This window comes from Phocaeicola sp. ICN-14070 (genome assembly GCF_037892625.1).
GTDB classification, from domain to species: Bacteria; Bacteroidota; Bacteroidia; order Bacteroidales; family Bacteroidaceae; genus Phocaeicola; species Phocaeicola plebeius.
In genome coordinates this window covers 1-26,045 of sequence record NZ_JBBKBF010000041.1, presented here as the reverse complement: position 1 = coordinate 26,045, position 26,045 = coordinate 1, and the positions used below count along the sequence as shown (strand labels likewise).

Annotated in this window: 25 protein-coding genes and 2 tRNA genes; 11 read left to right on the top strand and 16 right to left on the bottom strand. The window is 42.7% G+C overall.

The features are described from left to right. Window positions 1-17: 17 nt before the first annotated feature. The 7 genes from WKT20_RS11625 to WKT20_RS11595 are packed head-to-tail and all read left to right on the top strand — an operon-like array spanning window position 18 to window position 7,948. Window positions 18-1,268: an FtsW/RodA/SpoVE family cell cycle protein gene (locus WKT20_RS11625; RefSeq protein WP_007559925.1), complete on the top strand. Its 1,251-nt coding sequence runs from the start codon at window positions 18-20 to the stop codon at window positions 1,266-1,268. 39 nt (window positions 1,269-1,307) lie between these two features. Continuing rightward, window positions 1,308-2,438, top strand: coding sequence for an undecaprenyldiphospho-muramoylpentapeptide beta-N-acetylglucosaminyltransferase (murG, locus tag WKT20_RS11620; protein ID WP_117702854.1), 1,131 nt, complete (start codon window positions 1,308-1,310; stop codon window positions 2,436-2,438). Further along, the gene (murC, locus tag WKT20_RS11615) at window positions 2,428-3,804 is read left to right on the top strand and encodes a UDP-N-acetylmuramate--L-alanine ligase (RefSeq protein WP_340417398.1); all 1,377 of its coding nucleotides are present in this window, start codon (window positions 2,428-2,430) and stop codon (window positions 3,802-3,804) included. Before murG ends, murC begins: the two co-directional genes overlap by 11 nt. Then, window positions 3,801-4,538, top strand: coding sequence for a cell division protein FtsQ/DivIB (locus WKT20_RS11610; RefSeq protein ID WP_007559919.1), 738 nt, complete (start codon window positions 3,801-3,803; stop codon window positions 4,536-4,538). The genes murC and WKT20_RS11610 overlap by 4 nt, the downstream gene beginning before the upstream one ends. Window positions 4,539-4,541: 3 nt before the next feature. Then, entirely contained in the window at window positions 4,542-6,119 is a 1,578-nt protein-coding gene (gene ftsA, locus WKT20_RS11605; protein ID WP_117702851.1) for a cell division protein FtsA, read from the top strand. A gap of 29 nt (window positions 6,120-6,148) precedes the next feature. After that, complete coding sequence (gene ftsZ / locus WKT20_RS11600; RefSeq protein ID WP_117702850.1) at window positions 6,149-7,459, top strand: cell division protein FtsZ; 1,311 nt, start codon at window positions 6,149-6,151, stop codon at window positions 7,457-7,459. Window positions 7,460-7,498: 39 nt separating this feature from the next. Further along, window positions 7,499-7,948, top strand: coding sequence for a GatB/YqeY domain-containing protein (locus WKT20_RS11595; RefSeq protein WP_117702868.1), 450 nt, complete (start codon window positions 7,499-7,501; stop codon window positions 7,946-7,948). 89 nt (window positions 7,949-8,037) lie between these two features. Here the strand turns inward: WKT20_RS11595 and recO are convergent, their stop codons facing one another. Continuing rightward, the gene (recO, locus tag WKT20_RS11590) at window positions 8,038-8,763 is read right to left on the bottom strand and encodes a DNA repair protein RecO (protein ID WP_007559912.1); all 726 of its coding nucleotides are present in this window, start codon (window positions 8,761-8,763) and stop codon (window positions 8,038-8,040) included. 1 nt (window position 8,764) lies between these two features. Next, window positions 8,765-9,280 carry a hypothetical protein gene (locus WKT20_RS11585; protein WP_340417397.1) on the bottom strand — a complete coding sequence of 172 codons (516 nt, stop codon included), beginning with the start codon at window positions 9,278-9,280 and terminating at the stop codon, window positions 8,765-8,767. A gap of 377 nt (window positions 9,281-9,657) precedes the next feature. On the opposite strand from WKT20_RS11585, the gene WKT20_RS11580 reads away from it, so the two are divergent. The 4 genes from WKT20_RS11580 (at window position 9,658) to WKT20_RS11565 (ending at window position 14,991) form a co-directional block, all read left to right on the top strand. After that, window positions 9,658-9,729: transfer RNA gene (locus WKT20_RS11580), tRNA-Glu, on the top strand. A 43-nt stretch (window positions 9,730-9,772) separates the two neighbouring features. Continuing rightward, entirely contained in the window at window positions 9,773-10,027 is a 255-nt protein-coding gene (rpsT, locus tag WKT20_RS11575) for a 30S ribosomal protein S20 (protein WP_007559907.1), read from the top strand. Between the two features lie 163 nt (window positions 10,028-10,190). After that, window positions 10,191-12,155: a DNA topoisomerase (ATP-hydrolyzing) subunit B gene (gyrB, locus tag WKT20_RS11570; protein WP_117702848.1), complete on the top strand. Its 1,965-nt coding sequence runs from the start codon at window positions 10,191-10,193 to the stop codon at window positions 12,153-12,155. Window positions 12,156-12,312: 157 nt separating this feature from the next. Then, on the top strand, window positions 12,313-14,991 hold the full coding sequence (locus WKT20_RS11565) for a 4-alpha-glucanotransferase (protein ID WP_340417396.1): 2,679 nt from the start codon (window positions 12,313-12,315) through the stop codon (window positions 14,989-14,991). Window positions 14,992-15,057: 66 nt separating this feature from the next. Here WKT20_RS11565 and trxA read toward each other — a convergent pair whose 3' ends face one another. The 14 genes from trxA to WKT20_RS11495 all read right to left on the bottom strand — a co-directional run bounded on the left by trxA (window position 15,058) and on the right by WKT20_RS11495 (window position 25,808). Continuing rightward, window positions 15,058-15,534 (bottom strand): thioredoxin, encoded by a 477-nt coding sequence (gene trxA / locus WKT20_RS11560; RefSeq protein WP_340417395.1) that lies wholly within the window; start codon window positions 15,532-15,534, stop codon window positions 15,058-15,060. A 356-nt stretch (window positions 15,535-15,890) separates the two neighbouring features. After that, window positions 15,891-16,664 carry a hypothetical protein gene (locus tag WKT20_RS11555; RefSeq protein WP_022161925.1) on the bottom strand — a complete coding sequence of 258 codons (774 nt, stop codon included), beginning with the start codon at window positions 16,662-16,664 and terminating at the stop codon, window positions 15,891-15,893. Window positions 16,665-16,712: 48 nt separating this feature from the next. Further along, window positions 16,713-17,870, bottom strand: a complete 1,158-nt coding sequence (locus WKT20_RS11550; RefSeq protein WP_304324353.1) for a phospholipase D family protein — start codon at window positions 17,868-17,870, stop codon at window positions 16,713-16,715. 255 nt (window positions 17,871-18,125) lie between these two features. Continuing rightward, on the bottom strand, window positions 18,126-18,347 hold the full coding sequence (locus tag WKT20_RS11545) for a DUF2795 domain-containing protein (RefSeq protein WP_002558131.1): 222 nt from the start codon (window positions 18,345-18,347) through the stop codon (window positions 18,126-18,128). A 62-nt stretch (window positions 18,348-18,409) separates the two neighbouring features. Then, entirely contained in the window at window positions 18,410-18,979 is a 570-nt protein-coding gene (locus tag WKT20_RS11540; RefSeq protein WP_117702845.1) for a cob(I)yrinic acid a,c-diamide adenosyltransferase, read from the bottom strand. An 18-nt stretch (window positions 18,980-18,997) separates the two neighbouring features. Beyond that, complete coding sequence (locus WKT20_RS11535; RefSeq protein ID WP_182423983.1) at window positions 18,998-19,678, bottom strand: hypothetical protein; 681 nt, start codon at window positions 19,676-19,678, stop codon at window positions 18,998-19,000. A gap of 156 nt (window positions 19,679-19,834) precedes the next feature. Continuing rightward, window positions 19,835-20,320, bottom strand: coding sequence for a ferritin (locus WKT20_RS11530; RefSeq protein WP_117702844.1), 486 nt, complete (start codon window positions 20,318-20,320; stop codon window positions 19,835-19,837). 121 nt (window positions 20,321-20,441) lie between these two features. Beyond that, window positions 20,442-21,377 carry an acyltransferase gene (locus tag WKT20_RS11525; protein WP_340417394.1) on the bottom strand — a complete coding sequence of 312 codons (936 nt, stop codon included), beginning with the start codon at window positions 21,375-21,377 and terminating at the stop codon, window positions 20,442-20,444. Between the two features lie 58 nt (window positions 21,378-21,435). Next, a tRNA-Leu gene (locus tag WKT20_RS11520) sits at window positions 21,436-21,519 on the bottom strand. A gap of 137 nt (window positions 21,520-21,656) precedes the next feature. Further along, entirely contained in the window at window positions 21,657-22,970 is a 1,314-nt protein-coding gene (der, locus tag WKT20_RS11515; protein ID WP_118166015.1) for a ribosome biogenesis GTPase Der, read from the bottom strand. A 32-nt stretch (window positions 22,971-23,002) separates the two neighbouring features. Continuing rightward, window positions 23,003-23,884 carry a GTPase Era gene (gene era, locus WKT20_RS11510; RefSeq protein ID WP_117702842.1) on the bottom strand — a complete coding sequence of 294 codons (882 nt, stop codon included), beginning with the start codon at window positions 23,882-23,884 and terminating at the stop codon, window positions 23,003-23,005. A gap of 76 nt (window positions 23,885-23,960) precedes the next feature. Next, complete coding sequence (locus WKT20_RS11505) at window positions 23,961-24,962, bottom strand: beta-ketoacyl-ACP synthase III (RefSeq protein ID WP_040312523.1); 1,002 nt, start codon at window positions 24,960-24,962, stop codon at window positions 23,961-23,963. A 107-nt stretch (window positions 24,963-25,069) separates the two neighbouring features. Continuing rightward, window positions 25,070-25,255: a 50S ribosomal protein L32 gene (gene rpmF, locus WKT20_RS11500; RefSeq protein WP_007559879.1), complete on the bottom strand. Its 186-nt coding sequence runs from the start codon at window positions 25,253-25,255 to the stop codon at window positions 25,070-25,072. A gap of 16 nt (window positions 25,256-25,271) precedes the next feature. Continuing rightward, on the bottom strand, window positions 25,272-25,808 hold the full coding sequence (locus WKT20_RS11495) for a YceD family protein (protein ID WP_022052394.1): 537 nt from the start codon (window positions 25,806-25,808) through the stop codon (window positions 25,272-25,274). Between the last annotated feature and the right edge of the window lie 237 nt (window positions 25,809-26,045).

Here is a 26,045-nt window from a genome sequence, read left to right as displayed (position 1 = left end):
AGTTAGAATCATAGCACATGGATTTGCTAAAAAACTTTTTTAAAGGGGATAAAGCTATCTGGATTATTTATCTGTTCCTCTGCTTGATATCCATTGTAGAGGTATTCAGTGCATCCAGTACGCTTACCTATAAAAGTGGAGACCACTGGGGGCCGATTACCAACCATCTGACATTGCTGATGGTTGGTACCATCGCTGTATGGATTGTGCATAATATTCCCTGCCGCTGGTTTAAAACTTTTATTGCCTTGCTACCGATCTCATGGGGATTACTGATAGCCGTATTCGTGATTGGTGCTCTTACCAACGGTGCCAAACGATGGATTGATTTAGGTTTCATTCAGTTCCAGCCCTCAGAAGTCGCAAAAATGGCAACCATCATTACCGTCGCATTCATTCTTTCGCGCATGCAGGAAGAAAATGGAGCCAACAAAAAAGCATTTAAGTATATATGCGGTATTACGGCTGCAACTTGTGGACTCATTGTGAGTGAAAACCTTTCTACAGCAGTTCTGTTGGCGGGAAGTGTTTTTCTTCTCATGTTTGTAGGGAGAGTTCCTTTCAAGCAACTCGGATTACTTGCTGGTATCGGTATTGCCTGCATCATCATTGGTGTAGGAACTATCAAATATATTCCAGGAGAAGCCTGGGATAAAATTGGTCTTCACCGTATGGTAACTTGGCAGAGCCGTTTAAACAACCATTTTGATGAAAGTGAAATACCGGCTGCAAAATTTGACATTGACAATGACGCACAGATAGCCCATGCCAATATAGCCATTGCAAGCAGCCATATTTTAGGGAAAGGCCCGGGAAACAGCGTGCAGCGCGATTTCTTGTCACAAGCTTTTTCTGACTTTATCTATGCCATCATCATAGAAGAATTGGGACTTGTAGGAGGAGCTTTCGTAGCCATTCTTTACATCCTGCTTCTGATGAGAATTGCCAAAATAGCCAGGAATTGTGACAAGTCATATTACGTATTTCTCGTTACGGGCATTGGGATTCTGCTTGTGTTGCAGGCCACATTTAACATGCTGGTAGCTGTAGGAATCATGCCTGTCACCGGACAGCCTTTGCCACTCATCAGTAAAGGAGGTACTTCAACTCTTGTAAATTGCGTCTACATTGGAATGATTCTAAGCATCAGCCGATATGTAAATGACTTGAAACGTCAACGAGAAGAAGAGTTGCTCGCACAACAAACGATACAGCCTCAGGAGGTTGCTCCCGAAAATAATATCATACCACAGGAGAAATCCGTTTAAAAGTTTATTCTTACCTTTGCAGGTAAATCACATAAGAATATGGAAGAAAAATTACGCATCATAGTAAGTGGAGGTGGCACGGGAGGACATATTTTTCCCGCCGTTTCCATAGCCAACGCCATAAAGGAATTATATCCGGACACTGAGATTTTGTTTATCGGAGCAGAAGGACGAATGGAAATGCAACGCGTTCCTGCCGCAGGTTACAAGATTATCGGATTACCGGTCGCTGGATTTGACAGAAAACATTTATTAAAAAACATCAGCGTACTTATCAAGTTATTCAAAAGTCAGCTGATGGCCCGTAAAATCATAAAGAACTTCAAACCTCATGCTGCTGTAGGCGTAGGAGGCTATGCCAGTGGTCCTACCTTGAAAATGGCAGGCATGATGGGTATTCCCACGCTGATACAGGAACAAAACTCTTATGCCGGAGTCACTAATAAGTTATTAGCTCAAAAAGCTGAAAAGATCTGCGTGGCATACGAAGGAATGGAACGGTTCTTTGATAAAAACAAAATCATTCTGACTGGAAATCCAGTCAGACAAGGATTGTTGAACAAAAACATATCACGTGAAGAAGCCATCCGCTCGTTCGGATTAGACCCAGAGAAAAAGACCATTCTAATTATCGGAGGCAGCCTGGGAGCACGTACAATCAACAACTGCATGATGCAGGAATTCGACAAGATCAAAGAATCAGAAGTGCAATTTATCTGGCAGACTGGAAAAATCTATATCAATGAGGCCAAACAAGCTGTAAAGGCTTACGGAGAACTTCCGATGTTACACGTAACCGACTTCATATCCGATATGGCTGCAGCTTATAGTGCTGCAGATGTAGTGATCAGCCGTGCAGGTGCTGGTTCTATTTCTGAGTTCTGCCTGCTAGGCAAACCAGTCATCCTGGTACCTTCTCCCAATGTGGCAGAAGACCACCAGACCAAAAATGCACTGGCACTTGTCAACAAAAATGCGGCACTTTACATTAAAGATAATGAGGCGACTCAAAAATTGCTGGATACAGCTATTGAGACGGTTCACAAACCGGATTTATTGAAAGAATTAAGTAGCAACATTACCAAGCTGGCTATTAAAGACTCTGCTAACATCATCGCAAAGGAAGTCTGCAAGCTAGCATTAAAATATAAAGAAAGTCATGAACATTAATACCATACAAGCAGTCTACTTCATTGGGGCCGGAGGCATAGGCATGAGTGCCCTGGTACGTTATTTCCTGTCAAAAGGGAAAAAAGTAGGCGGTTATGACCGCACTCCAAGCGAGCTGACAGAGAAACTGATTGCAGAAGGAGCAGCCATTCATTATGAAGAGAGTGTATCTCTCATTCCAGAAGCATTTCTTCATCCGGAAACCACACTGGTGGTCTATACCCCTGCTATCCCTGCAAGCCATCAAGAATTAGTTTATTTCCAGGAACATCAGTTTGAGATTCACAAACGTGCCCAAGTACTGGGAATGTTGACTCAGACTGAGAAAGGAATGTGCGTAGCCGGAACCCATGGAAAAACGACCACCTCTACCATGGCCGCTTTCTTGATGGACCATTCGCACGTGGGATGCAATGCATTTTTAGGAGGTATTTCCAAGAACTACCAGACCAATCTGTTATTATCGGATAAAAGTGACTACGTAGTTATCGAAGCAGACGAATTCGACCGCTCATTCCACTGGCTGACTCCGTATGCTACGGTAATTACCGCCACCGATTCAGACCATCTGGACATTTACGGTACGCACGAAGCTTATCTGGAAAGTTTCCGTAAATACACCTCACTTATCCGTCCGGACGGATACCTGATTATTAAGGAAGGACTGGAACTGAAACCTGATGTACAGCCGGGAGTTACCGTGTACACCTACTCTACCGAAAAAGGAGACTTCCATGCTGAAAATATCCGTATTGATGACGGTGAAATTTATTTCGACTACATATCTCCTTTAGGCAACATCACCAACGTGCAGCTAGGAGTACCAGTCTTTGTCAATATTGAAAACGGTATTGCCGCTATGGCTTTAGCACAAATCGGAGGTGCCACCACAGAAGAAATAAAGGCTGCAATGCCACAGTTCAGAGGTGTGGACCGTCGCTTTGATTTCAAGATAAAGAACTCACACATTGTCTTTCTAAGTGACTATGCACATCATCCGGAAGAAATCCGGCAGAGCGTAAGTTCTATCCGTAAATTATATCCTAACCGGAAAATCACGGCTGTATTCCAACCGCATCTTTACACGCGTACCCGTGATTTCTATCAGGATTTTGCCGATAGTCTGTCATTATTAGACGAAGTGATTCTTTTGGATATCTACCCAGCCAGAGAGGCTCCTATTCCTGGAGTAAGCAGTCAACTTATTTATGACAATTTACGACCGGGCATAGAAAAAAGCATGTGTTCCAAAGAGCAGATTATGGAAGTGCTGAAAAATAAAAAACTGGACGTACTTATTACGCTTGGAGCTGGAGATATTGACAATTACGTTCCACAAATTTATGAATTACTAAAAGATAGATGATTAAACGAATTCTCATACTCTGCATTCTTGTAATGGTTTCTATTTATCTTGTAGTAGCTGTTACCGTATTTAACCGCAAACCCGAAAATCAGGTCTGCAAGGGTATGGAATTGGTTGTCAAAGACAGCATTGACTACGGTTTTATTACTGAAGCAGAAGTAACCAAGTTACTAAAGCAAAAGAAACTATATCCGGGAGAAAAGCGTATTGGCACAATCAATGTCCGCCAGTTGGAAGAGACCCTTTCACAACATCCCTTCATCAGCAGAGCTGAATGCTATCTTACCTCAGGAGGAAAAGTTGGAGTCGAAATCTACCAACGTATCCCCCTCTTACGAGTCATGAGCAGCAATGGGGACAATTACTACATTGATCATTCCGGAAAAATTATGAATGCCACAGGCAAGCCTATTCATGTAGCAGTTGCCACAGGATTTATCGACCGGAAATTTGCTCAGCAAGAATTATATGAACTAGGACTATACCTACAGCGCAACCCGTTTTGGAAGGCTCAAGTAGAGCAGATAAACGTAACCCCTAAAAAAGAACTGGAAATTGTTCCCCGAGTAGGCGATCACATTCTTTTTTTAGGGAAAGCCACTGATTTTGAAGAAAAATTCAGTAAATTGCAAACGTTTTACAGCAAAGTGCTCAACCGTATCGGCTGGAACAAATATGAGCGGATCAGTATTGAGTTTAACAATCAAATTATCGGAACAAAAAAAGAAGACTAAGATATGGCAGTAACAGATTTTATAGCAGCTATCGAACTGGGTTCGACTCACATTACAGGAATCGCCGGCAAAAAGAATGCAGATGGAAGCATTCAGATTCTTGCCTATGCCAATACTCCTTCATCAGATTGCATCAAAAAAGGAGCAATCTTCAATTTGGACAAAACCACACAGGTACTAGTCTCCATTATCCAGAAGCTAGAGGAAGATTTGCAAGCTTCTATCAAAAAAGTCTATGTAGGAATAGGCGGACAATCCATACGGAGTACACGTAATAATGTAACCAAACAATTAGGAGAAGAAACTAAAATATCACAGGCGCTGATTGAATCACTCATGGAAAGCAACCGGGAAATCTCTCTGATAGATCAGGAAATCCTGGATGTGGAACCGCAGGAATACAAAGTAGGAAACAATCTGCTGACTGAACCTGTCGGTATTTCAGCAGACCGTATTGAAGGGCGTTATTTGAATATTATCGCACACCATACGCTCAAAGATAGAATTACCAAATGCTTCAACCAGACTAAGTATGAAATAGCAGATTACTTCCTGTCTCCGGTCGTTACCGCCAATGTAGTTCTAACCGACAGTGAAAAACGCTCAGGTTGTGCACTCGTCGATTTAGGAGCTGATACAACTACCGTGGCCGTATATAAAAACAATATCCTGCGTCACCTGGCAGTTATTCCATTGGGAAGTAACAACATCACTAAAGATATTTGTAGCTTACAAATCGAAGAAGAAGATGCAGAACAATTGAAAATACGCTACGGATGCGCCCTGACTCCTCCGACAGAAGATGACGAAGCTGTGGATGAACAAGAATATAGCATTGAAGGTAAATGTTCCGTTCCTGCTCATAAACTTGAATACATTGTTGAGGCTCGTATCAACGAGATTATTTCCAATGTATGGAATCAGATTATGGTGTCCGAATACGGTGACAAACTGCTGGCGGGGCTGGTTCTCACCGGTGGAGCATCTAATATGCCCAATATGGATGAAGCGTTCAAGCAAATTACCAAAATTGAAAAAATCCGTATCGCAAAAGGTGGAAATATCACTTTAACCGGTGCCATACAGTTACCGAAAGACGGTACACAAAACACACACATCGGACTCTTGGCAGAAGGAAAAGAAAATTGCCTTAAGATTGACCCACGGAAAGGACATCAACTGGACTTCATTGACGAAATAAAAGAAAAGGAAGAAGAAGCTAAACGCAAAGAAGCTGAACGTATTCAGGCAGAAGAAGCCAGACGAAAAGCGGAAGAAGAAGCCGAACGTATTCGCAAAATCAATGAAGAGAAAAAACGTCAGGAAGAAGAACGTAACCGTAAACGATTGGAAGAATATACCGCATACGTAGAAGAAGCCAGTCTACTTCTCAGCAAGAAAAAATACAAAGCAGCATTGAAGGAAGTAGAAAATGCACGGCGCATGCACCTCGCTGAAAAGGAAGAAGAACTGAATGAATTGGAGAAGAAAATCAACAAGGAGAAAAAAGAGAACAGTTGGTTTGACCTCTTTGCCAAGAAAGTTACAAACCTTTCTGATGAAATATTAAAAGATAACTGATTATTCATTTACATAAACATATTAGGATTATGTCAGACGAAACAATGGTACCTTTCGATTTTCCGAAAGACTCTCCACATATAATAAAAGTAATTGGTGTGGGTGGCGGCGGTGGCAATGCCGTTAACCACATGTACAAAGAAGGTATCCATGATGTGACATTTGTGGTCTGCAACACGGATAACCAGGCACTGGAAGAATCACCCGTACTCCGGAAACTACAATTGGGTAGCGAAGGACTAGGTGCCGGAAACCGTCCGGCCAAGGCACGTGCTGCTGCTGAAGAAAGCATCGAAGACATCAAGAATATGCTGAACGATGGATGCCGCATGGCATTCATCACAGCTGGTATGGGTGGTGGAACCGGAACCGGTGCGGCTCCTATCATTGCCAAAACGGCTAAGGACATGGAAATCCTGACCGTAGGTATCGTGACCATTCCTTTCCTGTTCGAAGGTAACAAGAAAATCGACCAGGCTCTTGACGGAGTGGAAGAAATGAGCAAGCATGTGGATGCCCTGCTGGTTATCAACAACGAACGCCTGCGCGATGTATATTCTGACATCAGTGTAATGAATGCCTTTGGAAAGGCAGACGACACGCTGTCTATCGCCGCAAAGAGTATTGCAGAAATCATTACCTTGAGAGGTATCATCAACCTGGACTTCAACGATGTGAAAACCGTGTTGAAGGACGGTGGTGTAGCAATCATGAGTACAGGATACGGAGAAGGCGAAGGAAGAGTTACACAGGCTATTACCGATGCCCTTCATTCCCCGCTGCTGAACAACAACGATATTTTCAACTCCAAGAAAGTGTTGTTCGTAATTACCTATAGTCCGAACAGCGAACTGATGATGGGTGAAATGGATGAAATCCATGAATTCATGAGCAAGTTTGGCAAGGACGTAGAAACCAAATGGGGTCTTTACACTGATGAAACACTGGAAAACAAAGTGAAATTCACCATTCTGGCTACGGGATTCGGTATCAAAGACGTTCCGGGCATGGACAATGTACTCAAACAGCGTTCACTTGAAGAGCAGAAACGCCTGGACGATCTGGAAGAAGAAGAGCAAAAGAAGGACGAACGTCGAAGCGACTACTACGGAAAGAGCATCCTGAAGAGCAGCATTCGCAAAAAACGTCCGAATATCTACATCTTCAGTCAGGAAGACTTGGCCAACGATGACATCATCAGCATGGTAGAAACAACCCCTACCTACAAGCGCACCAAGATGGAACTGGAGAATATCCGTTCAAAAGCGACTACAGAAGAAAAGATTGCACCGGAACCGGAAGCTACAAACAACACCGGCTCCATGACGATTACTTTCTAAACATCACAAAGAGGACAACATTTAAACTTTATAATGAATATGGATTTATTTGAACAGATTAGCAACGATATCAAAGAGGCAATGAAAGCCAAAGACAAAGTCAGACTAGAGACTTTGCGCAACGTAAAGAAATGTTTTCTGGAAGCAAAAACCGCTCCGGGTGCCAACGATACCCTGACCGATGATGCAGCCCTGAAAATCATGCAAAAACTGGTGAAACAAGGAAAAGATTCGGCTTCCGTATACGAAGGACAAGGCCGCGCTGACCTGGCAGAAGAGGAAATGGCTCAGGTACGCGTGATTGAAGCATACCTTCCGAAACAGCTTTCTCCGGAAGAACTGGAAGCTAAACTGAAAGAAATCATTGCCCGTGTAGGTGCTACCAGCGGAAAAGACATGGGTAAAGTGATGGGAGTAGCTTCTAAAGAACTGGCTGGTCTGGCTGAAGGTAGAGCAATTTCTGTCAAAGTAAAAGAATTGCTGGGATAATCTCATTCATATCTCCATCAAAAAAACGGGATTCTCTTTTCTCAAATGAAAGGAGAGTCCCGTTTTTCTTATTCTATCATTATCGCACATCAAGCAAAAAGTTCCTTCAGCACATCAAGCGATTTCAGTTCAGGGAATTCCGGAAGATGCAGACGATAATATTCCATCATCACAGTCAGGCAACGCTGCCGCTCCATACGGTTCATACCGAAAAGAAACATCGTTTCATAATTCATACGTGCCAACTGGCAGATGTGCGACGACTCCTCAGGAGACAGACAGATGCCATGCAAAGGCTTGTTCTCTACGAAACATGCATTCAGCATATCAAACCAGCTACCTTCCCGATAATCTTCCAGATTAGGATAAAAACCCAAGAACCTGGACAACCTGATCAGAAACACCAGGTGAAAATTAGCATAATCACTCCGGCAGGCATCCAGCCAGCGAATAGACGACACCAAATAAGCAAACAGCGGTTCGTTCTTCCCTTCCTCGCGTAAGGCATGCGACAAGAACTCAGCCAAAAACATCGCGATACTTAATTTGTACGGATCGTAAGGCACCGACTCCAACGGATAAGACAATCTTGCTTCCTTCACCGGAGGTAAAGAAGTACGGGAACGCACATCGGCTTCTACCTCAACCAGGGAAAGCGGACGAAACAACGCCCCGTTTACCAGCGACTTGCGCGAACGCGTGGCAGGTATCACAAACGACATACTTCCATGCTGACAAGTATAGATATGCACAATATTCGATTTGTCACTGTACCTGACTACGTGCAGCACTACTCCATCCAACTTCTGCAACATATCAGCAAGAAAAGAACAAATTCAGCACTTTGTCACGGTCCTTTCTCCGTACCGCCAGCGAAACACTGCCCGAACCTTCCTCAGAAGATACCATCAGCAAAGGAATATCCTTTAGCAAAGTCACCAGACTTTTTTCCGACATCTTCCCTTTGCGCTCATCCGTCTCTTGTACACATATCACTTCCACCTCTTTCTCTACCGTCACTTCCGCAAATACGGAAAGTTCCTTACAAACGTTCTGCAAAGCAGAAGCATCCGCCCCCGTCACTACAGAAAAACTTCCGGCCGAAGAAGCCATGGCAAAAACAGGCATGTCATAATGCGCCATCACGGCAAGAGCCCTCTCTAAAAAACGAAAAGAGGCCACCGCCTCCAACGTACGTAAACGCACATACGCTAATTCCGTACACTCAGCCAACACCTGGAAAGAAGAAGGCTCCCCTTCTTTATCTCCCCATTCTGCCAGACAGACCTTTCCATTATACAGGCCGACGGACCTTAATTTACAGCATTCCATCTTTCAAATTATCCTAAATATAAAATCTATTTTTGCGGACGAAAGATAGAAAAAGTCCTTATACAAAACAAACAAAACCCGTAAACTTTTTCTTCACACCACGAGACACTTTTTATGTTTCCTTCCCGCGAAACCTACGTTTTTCAAGGCGGAACCGTAAGTCTTACGAAAGAGAAACATAGAGTTTGGCTATGGGAAACATAGAAAACAACAAAAAGAATCCCTCTTAATGGAGGGAGATAAAGAAAAACGCAACAAATTTGATAAAAAAAGATGCGAATATTTTGGAGATTTCAAAATTCTTCCTACCTTTGCATCCGCAAACGAGAGATATGTATCCTCGTGAGACTTCAGGAGTTCTTCCTGAAATAAAGGATGGCCCGTTCGTCTATCGGTTAGGACGCAAGATTTTCATTCTTGAAAGGGGGGTTCGATTCCCCCACGGGCTACATAATAAACAAAAATCAAGAACAATATTAAAGATTAGTCGAGATGGCAAATCACAAATCATCTATTAAAAGAATCAGACAGGAAGAAAAAAGAAGACTTCACAACAGATATTATGCTAAGACAATGCGTAACGCAGTGAAGAAACTTCGTGCAACTACAGACAAAGCTGAAGCTGTTGCATTGTATCCTAGTGTACAGAAAATGTTGGATAAGCTGGCTAAGCGCAACATTATCCACGCGAACAAGGCTGCTAACTTGAAGTCTAAACTGGCTGCTCACATCAGCAAATTGGCTTAAGTCTACGCTTGACGCAAGAAAGATATTAAGGCTGGATGATTACATCTGGCCTTTTGTCGTATAGATTCGATTCATGTCTTTTTCACGATTTTTAGAGTGCTGAAAATCGCTTCGTTCCAGTTTTTTTAGTATCTTTGAAAGCTTAAAAAAACGAAGAAAAAACATGAGTGAAGAACTGACACAGAACAGCGGAAGCAACTACTCGGCCAGCAGTATCCAGGTGCTGGAAGGACTGGAGGCCGTTCGTAAACGCCCCGCCATGTATATCGGCGACATCAGCGAAAAAGGCTTGCATCACCTGGTCTACGAGGTAGTGGACAACTCCATTGACGAAGCCCTTGCCGGTTATTGTACACATATAGAAGTAACTATCAACGAAGACAACTCGATTACCGTACAAGACAACGGTCGCGGTATTCCGGTCGATTTCCACGAAAAAGAAAAAAAATCAGCCCTCGAAGTCGTAATGACCGTGCTTCATGCCGGAGGTAAGTTCGACAAAGGTTCCTATAAGGTTTCCGGAGGTCTGCACGGTGTGGGGGTATCTTGTGTGAACGCCTTGTCTACTCACATGACCACCAACGTATTCCGCAACGGAAAAATCTACCAGCAGGAATATGAATGCGGAAAACCGCTGTATGCCGTAAAAGAAGTGGGCCCAACCGACATTACCGGTACACGCCAGACTTTCTGGCCGGATGGAAGTATCTTCACCGTAACTGAATATAAATACAGCATTCTTCAGGCCCGCATGCGCGAGCTGGCTTACCTGAACAAAGGAATCACTATCACCCTGACCGACAAGCGCGTAAAGGAGGAAGATGGTTCTTACAAGCAGGAAAAATTCCACTCAGAAGAAGGCGTAAAAGAATTCGTACGTTTTCTGAACTCCAACAATACACCGCTTATTGATGACGTAATCTACTTGAATACCGAAAAACAGGGTATTCCCATCGAGTGCGCCATTATGTACAACACCGGATTCCGCGAAAACCTTCACTCGTATGTGAACAACATCAACACCATCGAAGGTGGTACACACGAAGCCGGATTCCGTATGGCACTGACCCGTGTATTGAAGAAATATGCAGAAGAGAGCAAGGCTCTTGAAAAAGCTAAGGTGGAAATCTCAGGTGAAGACTTCCGCGAAGGACTGATTGCCGTGATTTCTGTAAAAGTATCGGAACCTCAGTTTGAAGGGCAGACCAAGACCAAGTTGGGTAACAACGAAGTGAGCGGTGCTGTGAATCAAGCTGTGGGAGAAGCCCTGACTTATTACCTGGAAGAACATCCGAAAGAAGCAAAGATTATTGTCGACAAAGTGGTACTGGCTGCTACCGCACGTGTGGCTGCCCGCAAGGCCCGCGAATCGGTTCAGCGTAAAAGTCCGATGGGCGGCGGCGGACTGCCGGGAAAACTGGCCGACTGCTCCAGCCGTGTAGCCGAAGAATGCGAACTCTTCCTCGTCGAGGGTGATTCTGCAGGTGGTTCAGCCAAGCAAGGAAGAAGCCGTCAGTTCCAGGCCATCCTGCCATTGCGCGGTAAGATTCTGAACGTGGAAAAAGCCATGTGGCACAAAGCGTTCGAAAGCGATGAAGTAAACAACATCATTCAGGCGCTGGGCGTACGTTTTGGTGTAGACGGTGAAGAAGACAGCAAGAAGGCTAACATTGACAAGCTGCGCTACCACAAGGTCATCATCATGACCGATGCCGACGTTGATGGTTCTCACATCGACACACTGATTATGACATTGTTCTACCGCTATATGCCTGAAGTAGTTCAGGGTGGTCACTTGTATATCGCTACTCCTCCGTTGTACAAATGCAGCAAGGGTAAAATCAGCGAATACTGCTATACAGACGAAGCCCGTCAGGCTTTCATCCAGAAATATGGTGAAGGAAACGAACAAGGCATCCACACCCAGCGTTACAAAGGTTTGGGTGAAATGAATCCGGAACAGCTGTGGGAAACGACCATGAATCCGGAAACCCGTATCCTGAAACAGGTAAATATCGAAAACGCGGCCGAAGCCGACTATATATTCTCCATGCTAATGGGCGACGATGTAGGTCCACGCCGTGAATTTATCGAGAAAAATGCGACGTATGCAAATATCGACGCATAATCTCATTTTTTAATTCATTATTATTAAATCCATCCTCACATCTTACACGAGGGAACCTCCGGAAGTCGAAAGGACATCCGGAGGTTTTTTATTTGCATGAATCCATGAGATTCATTATTTTTGGACAAAACTATGAGCCACAACTAATACATAAGATATGAAAATTACTTTTCGCATACAATACCGTACAGTCTGGGGAGAAAGCCTGTGCGTGCTTCTCAGCCAGAATCACATACAACATACCGTAGAAATGACTACCCGCAACGGAGAAGAATGGACCGGAAAGGCAGAATTCGACTTTCACCCTTCCGAACCTATTTGCTACCGTTATGCCGTAAGCCGTCAAGGAACCCTTGTACGCCAGGAATTTGGCGCCATCCCCCATTCGTTCTATCCGGGCAACCTGCAACAACAGCACTACCTCGTAGAAGACTGCTGGAGAGATCTGCCACAAGATGCCTACCGCTATACATCGGCTTTCAACAATACGTATGCGCTGGAGCAACCTTCCCGATTGTCTGACAATACCGGCAGGTGTATCACCTTCCGCGCACTTTGCCCAGGCCTGAGTACCCACAGACAGCGCCTGGGCCTCATCGGTAGCTGTGCGGCACTGGGCAGTTGGGAGTACTGCCGCCCGCTGCGAATGAAGGAAGTACAACCCAACGTATGGCACCTGACACTGGATGCCTCCTCATTAGAATATCCTTTTGAGTATAAGTTCGTGGCCATTCATGAAGAGACCGGAGCCGTAGAAAAATGGGAAACCCGCCCGAACCGGATATTCCCTCTGCAACCGTTGCAACGCGGAGAAACCTACCTGCCCATGGAAACGGAAGTGTTCTTTGACGATGCCCCGCAACGGATAGCCGGCTGCGCCATTCCCGTATTCTCCCTTCGCTCGGAAGGCAGTTGCGGCGTTGGCGACTTCGGTGACCTGAAACTACTGGCCGACTGGGCAGATGAGACCGGACAGAAAGCGATTCAGATTCTTCCCATCAACGACACGACAATGAGCGGCACGTGGACTGACTCTTATCCTTATAATAGCATCTCCATCTACGCTTTTCACCCGATGTACATCGACCTTCGCCAGCTCCCTGCCCTGAAGGACAAGAAAGCCGCAGAAGCGTTCGAAAAAGCACGCATCAAAGTGAATTCCCTTCCCATGATGGATTATGAAAAGGCCAATAAACTGAAGATGGACTACCTGAGGAAAGTGTACCAGATGGAAGGGAAAAAAGTACTAGCCTCGGAAGAGTTCCTGAATTTCTTCCAGCATAATGAGGAATGGCTTCAGCCTTATGCTGCTTTCTGCTACCTGCGCGACTCGTATGGCACACCGGACTTCAATCACTGGCCGAAATATTCTACCTACGAAGCCGATGAAATAGCCAAACTGTGCACGCCCGGAAACAAAGCCTATACAAAAATCGCCTTCTACTATTACCTGCAATACCAGTTGCACGTGCAGCTGCTCGCCGTAAGTACGTATGCCAGAGCAAAAGGTATTCTGCTGAAAGGCGACATCCCCATCGGTATCAGCCGTTCCAGCGTAGAAGCCTGGGTAGAACCCCATTATTTCCACCTCAACGGTCAGGCAGGTGCTCCTCCCGATGCTTTCTCCGTCAACGGACAAAACTGGGGATTCCCAACCTATAACTGGGAAGTGATGGAAAAAGACAATTACCGTTGGTGGCGCCGCCGTTTCTCCAAGATGGCAGAATACTTTACAGCTTACCGCATCGACCATATCTTAGGATTTTTCCGCATCTGGGAAATTCCCGACCATTCGGTACACGGTCTGCTCGGACAGTTCTCCCCTTCCCTTCCACTGAGCATGGATGAAATCAGAAGCTTTGGTCTGAATCTGGACCGAGAGTTCATGACACAGCCGTTTATCAACGACAAGGTGCTGGAAGAAGTCTTCGGCGCACAAAGTGAGTACGTACGGCAACATTTTATCACGCCCAACGGAAAAGGAGGCTACGCATTACTGCCGGAGTTTGATACCCAGCGAAAAATGGAAGCTTATTTCAATGGAAAAGAAGACGAGGATAGTCTGAAACTAAAAGAAGGACTTTATTCCCTGATCAGCAACGTGCTGTTTGTCACAGACCACCACGACGCCGAGAAACTCCATCCCAGAATTGCCGCACAGAATGATTCCGTGTTCCAGCAACTAAACTGGAAACAGCAGGGAGCTTTCAACCACTTGTACAATCATTACTACTACCAGCGCCACAACGAATTCTGGTATCAAGAAGCCATGAAAAAGCTTCCGGTGCTCACCCAGTCCACGCCTATGTTAGTATGCGGAGAAGATTTAGGCATGGTTCCGGAATGTGTTCCATGGGTAATGAGACAGTTGCAGATACTCTCACTTGAAATCCAACGCATGCCCAAACAAATGTACGAAGACTTCGGACACCCTGAAAACTATCCGTTCCTGTCGGTATGCACCATCGGTACGCACGACATGTCCACTTTCCGCGGATGGTGGGAAGAAGACCCAGCCCTCACGGAGCGCTTCTATCATCAGGAAATGCACCATCAGGGAGAGATTCCCGTACATGCTCCCGGATGGCTCTGTAAGGACATCGTATTCCATCACCTGAAAAGCCCTTCACTGCTCTGCATTTTGGCATGGCAGGACTGGATGAGCATCAACGAGCAGTTACGTAATCCGGATATAGAAGGAGAGCGCATTAACATACCGGCCCATCCACGACATTACTGGCGATGGAGAATGCACCTCACACTGGAGCAACTTCTGAAAGAAAAGGAACTGAACCAGACAATCCGTGAATTAATTGAAGACAGTAACCGCAGATAGAAATATACAATAAGGGCCTGAAATTCCAACGACTTCAGGCCCTCTTCATTTTTTCTTATCAGAAGTTTACTTCTTTCCCAATAAAAATTCGTCAATGGTCTTTCTCAAAGCTTCTTCAGGCAAGGCTCCTTGCGCCACCTGAGGAGTTCCCTTTGCCGGAATGAACAGAAGGGTCGGGATGCTGCGTATACCAAAAGCTGCCGACAACTCAGGTTCCTTATCCGTATCAATCTTATAGACCACAATCTTCCCTTTATATTCCGCAGCCAGTTTCTCCAGTACCGGAGCAATAGCCTTACATGGACCACACCAAGTGGCATAGAAATCCACAATAGCCGGTTTATCACCTTCGTATTTCCATTCCTTCGGATTCTTCTCATAATTATATACCTTGGCCTGGAAATCGGCTTTAGTCAGATGAGTAACATTGGCTTGTACGGCTGCACTCTCCTGTACTTCAGCCTTGGTTTCTTTACCAGCATTATTTCCACAAGCCGGAGTCAGCATGGCAGCAGCCAGCGCCATCAACAGCAATCTTTTCATAATTCACAAAATAACGGGTTATCAATTCTTTTCTTTGTGCACAAAAATAGTGCATTTTGTAATAAGAACAAATTTTGAATCAAACAAGTTGAGAGAAACGCGTGTTTATAACTTTTATTGAGAAAGTCCGATGGAATACTATAAAACATCAGCGGGACAAACAAATATACTTTGTTCATCCCGCTGAGATTTAATCTTTTAATCTGCCCTGACAGCTATTAATACTCTTCCTCGTTGAAGAAGTTTATCTACATTGATTATCAATATATTATGCAATAATCAATGAAAATTGCGCAAACAAACCGCACCGTCTGAGACGGTCTGAGATGATGGGAGGAATGAAATAGATAAACTAATTAATCAGTATTCCACAGATTTAAATTGTCTCCCTCATAAGCATCCAAAACATCAGGTAAATCTCCAAACGGATAATAACCCGTTCCATTTCCACTAAAAGTACTTTCTTCTTCATAGTAGAAATCTATAACATTACCATAATGATCTATATAAACTTTACAAGTTTCAGGTTTATTCAGCTGAGTCAAAGCCTTACCATCAACAAATATGTTAAAACCTTCCTCATTAATATATTGGGCATCTGTTATTTTTTGACCAGTTATAGACATAAATCCGACATTGTCATCAATAATATAGCCCCAAGTATATTCTCGTGCATCAAATATAGAGTCATATTTTGGGGGGACTATAATTTCCGATGAGTTAATTGAGTATCTGAATATGCCAACTTTACCATATTTCTTTATTGTAAAGTAGGCATATATATCCGTCTGATAGAAGAAGTTTATTCCTTCATACATATTCTCTAACAGATCGTTACCTAAATGATCTTTAAGTCCTAAATATATTCTACTAGAGCCGTAATTTGGTAGTTTTGCAAAAATACCAGGCCTGCTTTGCAGTTTAGCTTTTTCCGGAGAAATAGTCTGACCATAACATATTAAAGTACGAGAGTTCTCATGGAAATAACCATAGATTTTTATACCATCCTTTTTGTACCAATCTATGATATATTCATCTAGATTTGCAACATCTCCTAATTGTTTGCTCAGTTTGCTAAAGAAAGTGTCTATCTCTTCTTGTGTTTTGAATTCTCTATATTTATAGCTCATAATTGAACAACATAATTTTAATTCGTTTGCCAACTTTATAAATCAGGTCTATATATCAATTCCAAAAAACCATAACCCTTTCTTAGAGCATGTGTTCATGATTGGATATTTGTCAGGGAATCGCCATGCTATCAGTTCACTAACACTTGAATCACGGAAATGTTGGAGTTTACAGCATTCATTTACTTTTTCACCTGTTATATCTCCATGGTTCAGTAAAGCATCCCAATAATACCTAATGTCATCAAGTGAATTTTCACTGATAAATTTTGAGGCATGTCCATGCATGTTTCTTCCAAGTCCAAAGCAATTGAATGTGTCCAGAACTGCTCGAACTTCTTTTGCATTGATTGTCTTAATTCTTGATGGAGAAGTTAAATTCTTGACCAGTTTAGAACTATTATACCTTCTAAGTTCACTATCTGGATTATATTTGTAATACTCAGATATTTCTTTAAAATATTTTTTGATTAAAGAAATTCGGGATGATTCAGTACGCTTCTGAACTTTTGTTAATCCTTTTGATACACAATTCACATGTTCAAGATAGTCAAATAGATAATCGATTTCCTGGAGAAGAGTAAAGCCATCATTGACCATGTCTTGGCATCGACCTGTAACCTTTTCATAGGTCTTGGCAAAAGCATTGTATCTGGAGCATTGTGCAAGATACTTATCCATTTTCTCTATCCCCGCAGAGTATGGTGGTAAATTTGTCAACTTATCATAGCCAACATCTCCATCCTCAAATTCAATCTGGGATTGTTTCTTTACTTTGCTCCATGATGTTACAAGTTTGGTCTTTTTGTTTTCCCAAAGTGAATTGAAGAATGTTTCAACCTCACTTATATTAACGTCATCTGTTCCAATCTCATATCTTTTGCTGAAAGCTGTTCCTGTGAGATTGGCTGAAGAGACCAAACACCAATCATCAACGATATAAATCTTGGCATGTAAACTTTTTAAGGATCTGATAGAATTCGGATGGTTGTTGATGAACTCATTAAAAGTATCCTGCCGTATAAATCCGGTTTCTATATCTGTTATAACCCTGAAATCAATATCGTTTCTCTTCCATGAGCCACCAATAATACGCAAGACGTCCTTTATGCCACCAATAAATGGGGTGCATATCCAGATACGGTGCTTTACATTATTACAATGTGAACGGAGTGTTTCAACGAGTGAGTCAAAAAAATATATCATATTGAATATTTGTTATGTTATGAAGATATTGTCGTTCAGCTCTTCCAATACTAATTAAAAGTAAAGGCTGCAGCAAAAACTCACAAACCTTTATAAAGGTAATGAATTTTGTCCAAACAAATCCCGATTCTTCCTCCGAAAAATGTATTTTGTCCAAGCAAACCGCACCATCTGAGACTATAAAACACCAACGCGACAAACAAAACACCTTGTTTATCGCGTTGATATTCAATTATTTAACCCATTTAAAGACTGCTAATATTCTTCCTCGTTGAAGAAGAAATCTTCTTTACTCGGATAATCAGGCCAGATATCTTCTATACTTTCATAAATTTCTCCTTCGTCTTCCATTTCCTGCAAGTTTTCGATAACTTCCAATGGAGCACCTGAACGCATTGCATAGTCAATTAACTCGTCTTTAGTTGCTGGCCAAGGAGCATCTTCCAGCTTTGAGGCCAATTCCAATGTCCAATACATAGTATATAATTTTAAACAGTTTTACTTCTTTATATTGATTCGCAAAAATATAACAAATTCCTTCACTCGCAACGCTTATCCCAATAAATTTCGCTTTCGTCTGTTAAATTGTTTAACCGACGTGACAAAACGAACAGATAATCAGACAATCGGTTCACAAAACACTTTGCCTGCTCCTCTAATTCATAGGAAAGACTTTCTTCCAAGGCCTGAATCCGACGTTCTGCCCGACGACAGACCGTACGACAGACATGACAAACGGAAGCCGGATAACTCCCTCCCGGAAGGATAAAACCTGCAAGCGATGGCAAAGAGGCGTTTATCTCATCGATAGCCTGCTCCAGGCGCTGCACGTTCTCTACTGAGATATGACTCTCTACCGGAAAAGTAGTCTTTTCCAAGTCGGTAGCCAGATAAGAGCCTAATGAAAACAGTTTATGCTGCACAAAACGCAATAACTCTTCATGCTCTGCATCCTTCATTACCGAAATCAATAATCCGATAAAAGAATTCAATTCATCTATGGTTCCGTATGCGTCCAGACGTATATCTGCTTTTGAAACACGTACTCCTCCTACCAGCGAAGTGGTACCTTTATCACCTGTCTTGGTATAAATCTTGATCATTTTCATATATTTAAGGTCTTAAAGTCAAAGAAAGTTCACGATACGATGCTCCTTTACACGCTCTTTATCAAAAAATACCAGTCCGACATCATAAAGGTCGAATGTAATTCCTGTACGAGGATCTGCTATAACTTCCTTCCACCACCTTTTCTTCTCTGGAGTAGCATAAGGATTACCAATGATAACACAAGTATGTTTACCTGCCAGTGGAATCAGTCGTTCAAACATTTCCTTATACGCTGGAGTATGGGCGATATGTACCACTTCCGGCTTTACACCCTCCTTGAGCAACCTATCCATATCTGCTTCACAGTTTCCGGTCAGGTAATCAATAGAAGATTTACCGGAAAGAATCCGTTTCACTGCATCTTCCGATTGTTCTGAGAACGTATAAACCTGCATGCCTGCATTGGCTTCGGCCATATAACGGGTACTTATTCCGCTGCCAGTTCCCACTTCCCATACTACAGAAGGCCGTAGATGATTAATCAGACGAAATAAGAACTTATCGACTTTTTCCCGATAATGAGGCAAAAAAGCCACCACACGTCTCAAGTGATGCAATGGCGCATAGGCATAGAATGGCAAACGTTCGTAAATGACAAACGTAATAAAAAAGAAATCGGAAGGAGAATGTACTCCGTATCCGCAACGATGCCGGAAACGACGACACCAGTTCCACCCTCTTAATATAAAATCCCCCATTTTTCGGACGCTAATATTGGTTGATAACGGGGGACAAAGATAAAATTTATAGTGGAAAAACGAAAAGGATAGTGTAATTATGATACAAAATATCCTGAATGGATGCAGAAATCATTCCGCTTCCATCCAGGATCAATATTTCATGAAAAACGTGGTTTACTTACGTTGTCCCAATTTGTCATCCAAATACAGAATGCCAGCTGCATCGCCACATTTTCTAAGTTTCTCTACAATGTTCTGTGCAGTAGCTTCTTCTTCTACCTGTTCACGAACATATCCCCACAAAAAATCCTGTGAAGCTTTGTCTTTTACTTCAGAGGCGACATTTACCAACTCGTCAATTAAGCTGGATACATGACATTCGTGCTTGTATACATGTTCAAATACTTCCTGTACGCTGCCCCATCCTTGTGGAACAACATCAATTTTATCCACTTTAGCTGCACCACCACGTTTAACTAAATAATCAGCTAAATCATAAGCATGCTGCAATTCTTCTTGTGACTGTTTACGCATCCATGAAGCAAAACCGTCGAAACCTTCTTTCTGCAAGTAGAAAGAAATGGACAAATACAAGTTAGAAGACCACATTTCCGCAGTAATCTGCTCGTTGATGGCATTTTGCAATTTTTCTGAAATCATAGTTCTATGTGTTTAAGTAAGTAATTCAACATCTATAAAATAAACCACAAAAAAGATGCCAGAAAAGTTCTTACCACATTTTTTCCAACGAACTGACAGGATGTCACCAAACCAAGTCTATCTACGAAAGCATGTGAGCTTTTCCCCAAAAGAAACGGGATAAATTCAGCTTATCCATAACCCAGGCTATCGCAAACGAACCGATTACACAGAAGCATAAGGACACACATAAAAAGAGCATCCCGGTAGGTTCAAAAGCCAATACAGGTACCAAAGGCTTCACTGCCATTGTAAATACCGGAGAAAACACTAACAGCACAAAGGTATGAGAGCCTATGTAGCCCAATCCCCTTTTCAAACAATCGGGGAAACAGCGATATACAGCCAACAGAAAACTAATCATCAGATAAGTCAGAGCTGCCCCTGAAAGAGTTGATTTATTCAGATTTGTCTCATCAGCAGCCAACCATATTACAGGCAGCAAAGCCCAGAATGAAGCTGAAAAGAAAGTACGGAAGTCAAGTGAGCTCCGTCTCAAAACCACTCCAGCGGTAAAGTAAAGCGCATTTATCAAAGAAAGTATTCCACAAGCTGACAATACGGCATAGCATAAAGTCAGTATAATTAAGACGGAAACAGTATTACTCCGCTTTCCAGCCAATTTGTCCACCAATAAATAAACAAGTCCACACAGCATCAACGCATGAAGATACCAATAGGGCCCCAAAGGATGCAAGAACAATTTATCCAGCCACAGAGAAACACTTAAATGCTCCACTGATTCACGAACCGGTAGAATAGCAGACATGATGACATAACCTGTTTCCATCACAGCGTATGGAATAAAAATCCACCACATCGTACGCAGAAACGGACGTATCCCCTTGGCTATGTTCATGACATAGCCGGAAATAATCAAGAAAGCAGGCATGTGGAAAGTATAAACCAAAGCTTTAGCGTATGGATATTTGTCACCGATATATACAAGATGAAACACTATCATCAATAAAATAAAGATGGATTTCAGATAATCAAGCTCTGCTATACGATTTTTCATGGAGCATAAGAATTGATTGGTAATAAAAAAGGTTGACTTAATCAAGTCAACCTCTCTGTACCCAGACCCGGGGTCGAACCGGGATGGATGTTACTCCACTGGTGTTTGAGACCAGCGCGTCTACCGATTCCGCCATCTGGGCATTTGTTTTTCGTTTGCGTGTGCAAAGATAGACACAATTTTCTAAATACACAAGAAAAATGCTGATTTTTATCAAAAAAATCTCTTGTTGTCCTTGTATTACACAAGTAGCAACAAGAGATTATATAGTTTCACCGTTTATTTCTGACGAATAAAGATGTTTATCGGAGTTCCCGAAAGCTTCCAGCGTTCACGAATCTTATTCTCAAGGAAACGACGGTAAGGCTCTTTCACGTATTGCGGCAAGTTGGCAAAGAACACAAATGAAGGAACCTGTGTATTCGGCAACTGTGTAATATACTTAATCTTGATATACTTTCCTTTATTTGAAGGTGGCGGATAAGCCTCAATCAGCGGCAGAAGTTCCTCGTTCAGACGAGCTGTCGGGATTCTTGTCGTACGTGCCTGGTAAACTTCCTTCGCCAGTTCAAGCACTTTCAGAATACGCTGTTTTGTCAATGCTGATGTAAAGACAATCGGAAAGTCAGTAAAAGGAGCCAGACGATTGCGAATCGCATCTTCATATCCTTTCATTACCTTAGCCGTTTTATCCTCAATCAAGTCCCATTTGTTGACAACTACCACAAGTCCTTTCTGGTTTCGCTGTATCAAAGAGAAGATGTTCAAATCCTGACCTTCAATACCACGTGTAGCATCCAGCATCAGAATACATACATCCGAATTTTCGATTGAACGAATAGAGCGGATTACAGAGTAATACTCCAGGTCTTCGCTCACTTTATTCTTTTTACGGATACCGGCTGTATCGACCAGATAGAAATCAAAACCAAACTTATTGTAACGGGTATAGATAGAATCGCGCGTGGTACCCGCAATTTCCGTCACAATATTACGGTCTTCTCCTATAAAAGCATTGATAATAGACGACTTTCCGGCATTCGGACGTCCTACCACAGCAAAGCGAGGTATATCATCATCCAAAATTTCAGGGGTTTCCTTCTTGAACTTGCTCAACACCAAGTCCAGCAAATCGCCTGTACCACTTCCACTCAAAGCAGAAACACAGTAAGGATCGCCCAAGCCTAAAGAATAAAACTCAGCCGCATTATACTGCAGGTCATTATTATCCGTTTTATTTGCTACTAAAAGTACAGGAGTCTTGGAACGGCGCAAGATTTCGGCTACTTCCATATCCAAGTCAGTAACTCCGTTCATTACGTCTACTACAAACAGAATGACATCAGCTTCATCAATCGCCAGCATTACCTGTTTGCGAATTTCCTCCTCGAATACATCGTCCGAGTTCACCACCCATCCTCCGGTATCTACTACTGAGAATTCCTTTCCCAGCCATTCCGACTTACCATACTGTCGGTCGCGGGTTGTACCGGCCTGTTCATTTACAATCGCCTGACGACTCTTGGTCAGACGGTTAAACAGTGTCGACTTTCCCACATTGGGACGTCCCACAATCGCAACTAAATTTCCCATAATTATCTTCATTTACGGCTTCGCAGCCGATATTAATCCAATTGATAACCAAAATTTTTCAATTCCTTGTCAGAGCTTCTCCAGTCCTTATCCACCTTAACAAATGTCTCCAGGTAAATGGATTTACGGAAAAAGTGTTCCAACGTCTTACGTGCTTCAGTAGCCACTTTCTTCAAGGCTTTTCCCTGACGCCCGATAATAATACCTTTCTGAGAATCACGCTCCACATAAATCACCGCATTGATATGGATACTTTTCTCGTCTTCCTTGAACTGTTCTACTACGACCTCTACTGAATAAGGAATCTCCTTGTCATAATACAACAAGATCTTTTCACGAATAATCTCTGTTACAAAGAAACGGGCAGGCTTATCCGTCCATTGATCCTTTCCAAAATAAGGAGGAGAATCCGGCAACAGCTCCTTAATACGCTTCATCACCACATTCACATTGAATTTGGCCATTGCAGAGATAGGAATAATTTCCGCTTCAGGCAGCATCTCGTGCCATTCATCTACCAATTTAACCAAATCCTCCTGATTAGTCAGGTCAATCTTGTTAATCAGCAACAAAACCGGCACCTTCAAGTTGCGCACCTTTTCCATAAACTCCGCATTCTTGTCCGGTTTTTCCACCGTATCAGTGACATACAGCAACACGTCTGCATCCACCAATGCCGATTCCGAGAAGTTGAGCATAGACTCCTGAAGCTTATAGTTAGGCTTCAATACTCCCGGAGTATCAGAGAAGACAATCTGCATATCCTCCGTATTAAGAATACCCATAATACGATGGCGAGTTGTCTGAGCCTTGAAAGTCGCGATGGAGATGCGTTCCCCCACCAGCAAGTTCATCAAAGTAGATTTTCCGACATTCGGATTACCTACAATATTCACAAATCCGGCTTTGTGCATAAGTAAATATTAGTTCACAGACAAAAAAACGCATCGATTGGGATGCGTTTTTTTATCTGTAGTGTTAATTCTTTCTTTATTTATTTCCGTCATAACCCCACTTCACATAGCAGGCACCCCAGGTAAATCCTGCACCAAACGCAGTGAAGATGATATTATCGCCCTTCTTCAGTTGCTTTTCATAATCCCATAAGCAAAGTGGCAAAGTTCCGGCACTGGTGTTACCATAGCGCTGGATATTAATCATTACCTTATCCAATGGAACTTCCAAACGAGAAGCAACCGCATCAATGATTCGCAGATTTGCCTGATGAGGTACAATCCAGTTGATATTGTCCTTGTTCAAACCATTACGTTCTGCAATCTGAGCCGTTACGTCAGACATATTAGATACAGCATATTTGAATACCGTTCTACCTTCCTGATACAGATAATGCATCTTATTGTCGATTGTAAAATAAGAAGGAGGACAAACCGAACCACCTGCTTTCATGTGCAGGAAAGGAAGTCCTTTACCATCTGTACGCAAGATAGAATCCATGATACCATAGTCTTCTGTTGTAGCTTCTACCATGCAAGCCGCAGCACCGTCACCGAAAATCGGACATGTAGCGCGGTCTCCATAGTTCACCATTGAAGACATCTTATCTGCACCTACAATGATAATTTTTTTATGACGACCAGACTGAATCATGCTGGCAGCAGTTTCCATGGCATACAAGAATCCGCTACAAGCAGCCTGCAAGTCAAATGCATACGCATTCTTCAATCCCAGTTTGTCACAAAGAATAGAAGCAGTAGAAGGGAAATGATAGTCAGGAGTTGTAGTAGCTACAATCACGCAATCAATAGAAGCCGGATCTGAGTCCGTTTTCTGCATCAACTGCTTGGCAGCCTTACGGGCCAAATATGAAGTTCCCAAACCTTCTTCGTTCAGGATACGTCTTTCTTTCACCCCGATACGAGTCATAATCCACTCATCGTTGGTGTCAACCATTCTCGACAATTCTTCGTTTGTCAGGACATAATCAGGTACATATCCACCGACTCCCGTAATTACAGCATTTATTTTTTCCATCATTTCTTAATTTCGTGGCTTATAAAAAACAGCCGGGGAGCCGAAAATGGCTCTCCGGCTTTAATTTCCCTGGAACATGCAAAGATGTTCTACAAAGCGTCAAGTTATTAAAGAGCAGCTTCTTTTTCGATAGCTAATTTACCTCTGTAATAACCACAAGCCCCACATACTGTGTGATAAACATGCCATTCGCCACAGTTCGGACAAATAGCTAAAGTAGGAGCAACTGCCTTGTCATGAGTTCTTCTCTTCGCAGTTCTCGTTTTTGATTGTCTTCTTTTAGGATGTGCCATTTTTCTAAACTTTTATTTAATTATTATCTAATATTTTCTTCAATTCGTTCCATCTCGGATCTATCTCACGTGCTTCTGAAGGCTCATCTGTCATTTCCTCCTCATCCAAGAAGTCATCCATTTCATCTTCTTCATCCGCAGAAGTACGCAAATGTTTGTTCAAGGCTCCCATCATCCCTTTATTACATTTTCCGGGAGCATGCACATGCTTCATCGGTATGCTCAATGCGATAAACTCGTACATAAACCAAGCGACGTTTATATAACCGTCTTCTTCTGGCACAATCACCATATCGTCTTCGTCCGAGAATTCGAGTCCGAGTTTTACCTTCAATGTGTCATCCGTTTCTACCGGCAACTCCATATCATCCAAGCAGCGATCGCACGGCACGACTACAGAACCCTCAATATGGAAATTCAAGACATAAATGCCCATTGTTTTCTTCACATCCAACTGCACCTGCAGTTTTCCTTTTTGAATCTCCGGAGCATCAATATCTGCGAAGAACTGATTTGTCAGTGAAAACTCATAATGAGCTGAGTTTTCCTTCATGTTCTTCAATTCTATTTTATATGTAGCAAGTTTTCCCAAGTCGCAATACTATATAAATCGGGCGACAAAGATACAAATAATAATTCATTTTATCTAGTCTTTCTACTTTTTATTTATTAAAAATACTTGTTTATCCAACAATTCACCTCTTCAATACCTATTTTAATATACCTATATTCCCTTAATATTAAGACTCGACTACTGGCTGAACTTTTCATATTCTCTACTTTTTTCTTT

Coding starts and splice junctions, on each gene's coding strand:
- murG (WP_117702854.1), top strand. CDS start 1,308: ATGGAAGAAAAATTACGCATCATAGTAAGTGGAGGTGGCACGGGAGGA.
- WKT20_RS11565 (WP_340417396.1), top strand. CDS start 12,313: ATGAAAATTACTTTTCGCATACAATACCGTACAGTCTGGGGAGAAAGC.
- WKT20_RS11530 (WP_117702844.1), bottom strand. CDS start 20,320: ATGATTTCAGAAAAATTGCAAAATGCCATCAACGAGCAGATTACTGCG.
- recO (WP_007559912.1), bottom strand. CDS start 8,763: ATGTTGCAGAAGTTGGATGGAGTAGTGCTGCACGTAGTCAGGTACAGT.
- WKT20_RS11540 (WP_117702845.1), bottom strand. CDS start 18,979: ATGAAAATGATCAAGATTTATACCAAGACAGGTGATAAAGGTACCACT.
- WKT20_RS11525 (WP_340417394.1), bottom strand. CDS start 21,377: ATGAAAAATCGTATAGCAGAGCTTGATTATCTGAAATCCATCTTTATT.
- WKT20_RS11595 (WP_117702868.1), top strand. CDS start 7,499: ATGGATTTATTTGAACAGATTAGCAACGATATCAAAGAGGCAATGAAA.
- WKT20_RS11625 (WP_007559925.1), top strand. CDS start 18: ATGGATTTGCTAAAAAACTTTTTTAAAGGGGATAAAGCTATCTGGATT.
- WKT20_RS11585 (WP_340417397.1), bottom strand. CDS start 9,280: ATGGAATGCTGTAAATTAAGGTCCGTCGGCCTGTATAATGGAAAGGTC.
- era (WP_117702842.1), bottom strand. CDS start 23,884: ATGCACAAAGCCGGATTTGTGAATATTGTAGGTAATCCGAATGTCGGA.
- der (WP_118166015.1), bottom strand. CDS start 22,970: ATGGGAAATTTAGTTGCGATTGTGGGACGTCCCAATGTGGGAAAGTCG.
- WKT20_RS11550 (WP_304324353.1), bottom strand. CDS start 17,870: ATGATATATTTTTTTGACTCACTCGTTGAAACACTCCGTTCACATTGT.
- murC (WP_340417398.1), top strand. CDS start 2,428: ATGAACATTAATACCATACAAGCAGTCTACTTCATTGGGGCCGGAGGC.
- ftsZ (WP_117702850.1), top strand. CDS start 6,149: ATGTCAGACGAAACAATGGTACCTTTCGATTTTCCGAAAGACTCTCCA.
- WKT20_RS11610 (WP_007559919.1), top strand. CDS start 3,801: ATGATTAAACGAATTCTCATACTCTGCATTCTTGTAATGGTTTCTATT.
- rpsT (WP_007559907.1), top strand. CDS start 9,773: ATGGCAAATCACAAATCATCTATTAAAAGAATCAGACAGGAAGAAAAA.
- WKT20_RS11535 (WP_182423983.1), bottom strand. CDS start 19,678: ATGGGGGATTTTATATTAAGAGGGTGGAACTGGTGTCGTCGTTTCCGG.
- WKT20_RS11555 (WP_022161925.1), bottom strand. CDS start 16,664: ATGAGCTATAAATATAGAGAATTCAAAACACAAGAAGAGATAGACACT.
- WKT20_RS11495 (WP_022052394.1), bottom strand. CDS start 25,808: ATGAAGGAAAACTCAGCTCATTATGAGTTTTCACTGACAAATCAGTTC.
- WKT20_RS11505 (WP_040312523.1), bottom strand. CDS start 24,962: ATGGAAAAAATAAATGCTGTAATTACGGGAGTCGGTGGATATGTACCT.
- ftsA (WP_117702851.1), top strand. CDS start 4,542: ATGGCAGTAACAGATTTTATAGCAGCTATCGAACTGGGTTCGACTCAC.
- gyrB (WP_117702848.1), top strand. CDS start 10,191: ATGAGTGAAGAACTGACACAGAACAGCGGAAGCAACTACTCGGCCAGC.
- rpmF (WP_007559879.1), bottom strand. CDS start 25,255: ATGGCACATCCTAAAAGAAGACAATCAAAAACGAGAACTGCGAAGAGA.
- trxA (WP_340417395.1), bottom strand. CDS start 15,534: ATGAAAAGATTGCTGTTGATGGCGCTGGCTGCTGCCATGCTGACTCCG.
- WKT20_RS11545 (WP_002558131.1), bottom strand. CDS start 18,347: ATGTATTGGACATTGGAATTGGCCTCAAAGCTGGAAGATGCTCCTTGG.